Genomic DNA, 4,307 nt, shown 5'->3' with positions numbered 1-4,307 from the left:
ATCGGCATCGGGCTCGGCGTACACAGCGACACTGGCCAACCCGGCATCGGCGGCCGCCCGGATCACCCGCACCGCGATCTCACCACGATTGGCGACAAGAACCTTGGTGATCTGAGCACTGGCATGGCTGGGCACTGAGCCTCCTACGGATGTATTTCTCGCGTGCTTCGTTACGAACGTCACGTCGGAGTCTAAGCACCGGCACTGTCATCGCTGCAATCGGTCCGCACTGCTGCAACGGATCGACGGTGAGGGGCAGTGCGCTACTGATTGGTAGCGATCTGACCGGTGTCGGTATGTCCGATTTCGGACCGGTTGCCCTCCTCGAGAGGGAATCGGGCGGTGCCGGTGTCCGCCACATCGGTCAACAGCTTCCGGAAGGCGCCGACGTACTCGTGCACCCGAGCGGTCGCCTGCTCGGTGTTGGGATAGCGAGCCGCGATGTTGATTCCCTGCGGCGTGCGATTGATCCAGATGTACACGTCGTGCTGGTACTGCTTACTGCGCAGCGCTCGGGCGTTCCAGTCCGGCCAGTGCTCCGCGGCAGGCGCGAACCGCACGTCCATGAACGAGACGACGAAACGCGGGCGGGCGGAGTAGCCCAGAGTGGTGAACACGCGATCGAGAGGAACGCGGGCGATCGGTTTGGTCTTCTTCACCTCGGCCGAGGCCGCCGCGACCACCGAACCGAACGAGTCGGCACCGGCGATGTCGAACGAGATGGGGCACAGTCCGACGAACCAGCCCAGCGCGGAGGCCCACTGAGGCTCGTCTCGGGTATGAACCGGCGTGACCGTGCGGAAACGAGTGCCGCCGCCCAGTTCCGAGCCGGTGATGGCGAGTACCGCGAGCAATCCCGCGAACAGACTGTGTCCGGTCTTGCGGCACGCGACCGAGAACGAGTCGGCCTGATCGGGGTCGAGCACCCACGCGGACAAACCACCCTGCGGCAGATCGTCCGGGCTCGGATCGCCGATGTCGAGTGGAAAAGCCGGTAGTTCACCGTCGCCGTCGACGAGAAAATCACGCCAGATCCTCACGGCGTCGTGCGAATGCTCGAGCTCTGCATTCCGTTCGCGTTCGGAGGAACCGAAGTCCAGGTAGCTGCCGGCCTCGAACAGGGCAGCGGGCGCACCGCCGAGTTCCTCTCCGTACAGAGCAGCGATCTCGTGCGCGACCAACACCGTGGACAGACCGTCGATGATGGAGTGATCGGCTGCGAAGAAGACGGTGATCGGACGCGTCTCGTCCACCGGTTCGAGAGTCACGAAGGCGTAGGCGGGCCAGATCAACGGTGAGGTGAACTCGTCGAACAGATACTGCAGATGCTCGAACACCTCGCTCGATTGCGCGCACCGCTCCTGCTCGACCTGCCAGATGTCGATGGCACCCTGCGCTGCGGTCACCCGCGTCATCTCGCCCGTCATCTCGTCGATCGACGCGCTCGAACGCATCGCCTCGTGCCGGTCGATCCAGTTCAGCACTGCCTGACGAAACGCCGGCTTGTTCAGTGGGCCCGCGATTTCGAAGGCCGCGCCGAGCCATGATTCGCGGCCGCGACGAGGACTGCTCAGGCTCGTACGGAGGTGCGCCTCGTGCACGTAGGACGTCGGCCTTGCGTCGGGATGCCACCCTGCGGCCTCCGGAGTGCGGGCCTGCGGGCCGACGCTGGGTATCCACTCGGTGAGCGTGCCCGCGGGAACCGCGTAGTCCGCCAACTCCGTGAACTCCATATCGGCAGCAACCAACCTTCGTCGAACGCATCGGGGGGACTGGGCTCCTTCGGCCCTGCCGCGGAGTCTAACGACGACCCGTTGTATCGATCAAGACGACGACGCGCCACCTGCGCCGTCCCCCGTCAACGCAGGTGACGCTTGATCCGCGCCAACATCGCCGACATGCCGCGCAATCGCAGCGGACTGACCGCGTCGCTCAGGCCAAGCGCCGAGTAGAAGTCGTCCGGCACGTCGAGGATGTCCTGTGCGCTGAGACCGTCGAGCCCCTGCGCCAGTATCGAGGCGAACCCCCGCGTGGTGGGAGCTTCCGGCGGTGCACTGAAGTACAGCCGGATCCGCGCCGGATCGCCTGCATCCACCGACAGGAACAGCGGAGACTGGCACTCCGGCACCGGTTCCATTGCGTCCTGAGCCAGATGCTCCGGCAGCGGAGGCAGTTCGCGACTGAACTCCAGCAGCAGCTGCAGCTTGTCCTGCCCCTCCACCGCGGCGAAGTCCTCGACGATCTCGGCCAGCGACTCCGGCAGGGCACTCATCGAGCGGCCGGAGCCGATCCGGGCTCCTCGCCCTTGGCGATCGGAACGCGAACGGCGTTGCCCCATTCGGTCCACGAGCCGTCGTAGTTGCGAACCGACTGGTAGCCGAGCAGATGGGTCAACACGAACCACGTGTGGCTCGAACGCTCACCGATTCGGCAGTACGCGATCACATCGTCGGTCGCGGAGGTGCCGGAGTAGATCTCGTCGAGTTCCGTGCGAGAACGGAAGCGTCCGTCCGGTGCGGCTGCCTTCGCCCAGGGGATGCTCACGGCGGTGGGGATGTGACCTCCGCGCAACGCACCTTCCTCCGGGTAGTCGGGCATGTGGGTGCGCTCGCCGGTGTACTCGGCGGGGGAGCGAACGTCGATCAACGGCACCGTTCCGAGCGAGCCGAGGACGTCGGAGGCGAACGCGCGGATGGGCGCGTCGTCGCGTTCGATCACCGGGTAGTCGGTTGCGGGGAACTCGGGCACATCGAGGGTGGTGTCGCGATTCTCCGACAGCCAGGCGTCGCGGCCGCCGTCGAGCAGACGGACGTCCTGATGTCCGAACAGGGTGAACACCCACAGTGCATACGCGGCCCACCAGTTGCTCTTGTCGCCGTACACGACGATGGTGTCTTCCCGGGAAATACCCTTGCGGCTCATCAGTTTCGAGAACTGCTCGCCGTCGATGTAGTCGCGGGTGACCGGATCGTTGAGGTCGAGATGCCAATCGATCTTGACCGCGCCGGGAATGTGGCCGACGTCGTAGAGCAACACGTCCTCGTCGGATTCGACGACGCGAAGGCCGGGGGTGCCGAGATGAGCGGACAGCCATTCGGTCGATACGAGACGATCCGGATGCGCATAGTCGGCGAACGTTGCGGTGGAATCGGTTGGTACAGGCACGTATCGGCTCCTACGGAAGATATTCGGCTGGCGGCCCGCCCGGGGGTGAACGGTCTGCACTGTCGATCCTATGCGGAACCTCCGTCGAGGGGCGGGAGTGGAGCCTGCGGAATGACCCTGTGGGCGGGAGTGGAGCCTGCGGAATGACCCTGTGGGGCGGGAGTGGAGCCTGCGGAGTGGGTTTGTCAGGGCGTCAGGGCAGCGCTCTCGGGTGTCGCTGCGGAGGCCCGCATGAGTGCGACGAGTTCGGTGGTGAACGCAGTCATCACCGAGCGTGCCGTTGCTGTGTCGGGGAATCGTGAGCGCAGTGCCAGGCCCGATGTGGTGCGGGAGACCCAGAACTGCGCGTCGTCGGAGACCGTGGCATTGCTGATGTGGTGTGCGTCGGTTCGGTCGAAGCGTTCGTGTCCACCGATTCTGGTGTAGTCGATGTAGGACACCATGAACACGTCGCGACGCGACAGGGTGAAGGCGTCACCGAGGTTGTTCAGTACCTGGGGGATCGGAACGGTGCTCAACGGCAGCGCCGCGCGAAACGCTGTGTGGGCCGCGGTGATCGTGTCCGTGAGGTCGCGTTCGACCTCGACGGTCATGGGAGCGTTGGTGGTGAACCAGCCCAGTGCACGCGAGAATTGCTGCTGATGGCGGGTGTGCAGGGGAAACAGGAACGGCAAGCGGCTCGGTCCGCCGATGTCGGCGCAGGCCTGCCCGATCGCTGCCACGACGCCGGCGAACATTCCGGCTCCGGAACGGGCGCAGAGTTGCTCGAATGCGAGGGTGTGCTGCGCGTCGAGCAAGGAGGTGACAGTCGTTGCCTGAGGCGCGGTTTCGCCCTCCGCGACGCCCAGGTCGAGCGGGAAACGCGGCGTGGTGCCCCCGCACTCGGTGAGGAAGTTGGACCACCGCACCATGCGCTCGTCCGCTGGGTCGACGAGTGGCAGGGTTGCTTCGATGCGGCAGTACTCGACGAACCCGCCGACCGGAGGCAGGTCTGTCTCCGGGTTCGACGGGCAGCGGCGGTAGGCGTCGTACAGGGTGTGGATCTCGTCGACCACGACGGCGATCGACATGGCATCGACGTTGGAGTGGTCGAAAGCGCACAGTATCGTCGAGGTGTCCGGCCGGTCGATTCCGAAACAGGT

At 65.4% G+C, this 4,307-nt stretch carries 5 protein-coding genes; all 5 read right to left on the bottom strand.

Annotation, left to right across the window (positions count from 1 at the left end; genetic code table 11):
• Positions 1–135, bottom strand: a 135-nt coding sequence (locus CH251_RS16555) for a biotin carboxylase N-terminal domain-containing protein (RefSeq protein ID WP_143537813.1), incomplete at its 3' end; no start/stop codon positions are given.
• 128 nt (positions 136–263) lie between these two features.
• The gene (locus CH251_RS16550) at positions 264–1,733 is read right to left on the bottom strand and encodes a condensation domain-containing protein (protein WP_094614120.1); all 1,470 of its coding nucleotides are present in this window, start codon (positions 1,731–1,733) and stop codon (positions 264–266) included.
• A 125-nt stretch (positions 1,734–1,858) separates the two neighbouring features.
• Positions 1,859–2,272, bottom strand: a complete 414-nt coding sequence (locus CH251_RS16545; protein ID WP_094614119.1) for a SufE family protein — start codon at positions 2,270–2,272, stop codon at positions 1,859–1,861.
• On the bottom strand, positions 2,269–3,165 hold the full coding sequence (locus CH251_RS16540; RefSeq protein ID WP_094614118.1) for a sulfurtransferase: 897 nt from the start codon (positions 3,163–3,165) through the stop codon (positions 2,269–2,271). The genes CH251_RS16545 and CH251_RS16540 overlap by 4 nt, the downstream gene beginning before the upstream one ends.
• A 185-nt stretch (positions 3,166–3,350) precedes the next feature.
• A partial coding sequence (locus CH251_RS16535; protein ID WP_094614117.1) for a condensation domain-containing protein occupies positions 3,351–4,307 on the bottom strand: 957 nt, incomplete at its 5' end.

Origin of the sequence: Rhodococcus sp. 06-462-5 (assembly GCF_002258315.1) — a bacterium.
In the GTDB taxonomy this organism is placed as follows: Bacteria; Actinomycetota; Actinomycetes; order Mycobacteriales; family Mycobacteriaceae; genus Rhodococcoides.
Note: the sequence above shows the minus strand (reverse complement) of the source record. Positions and strands in the feature narration are given on the sequence as shown.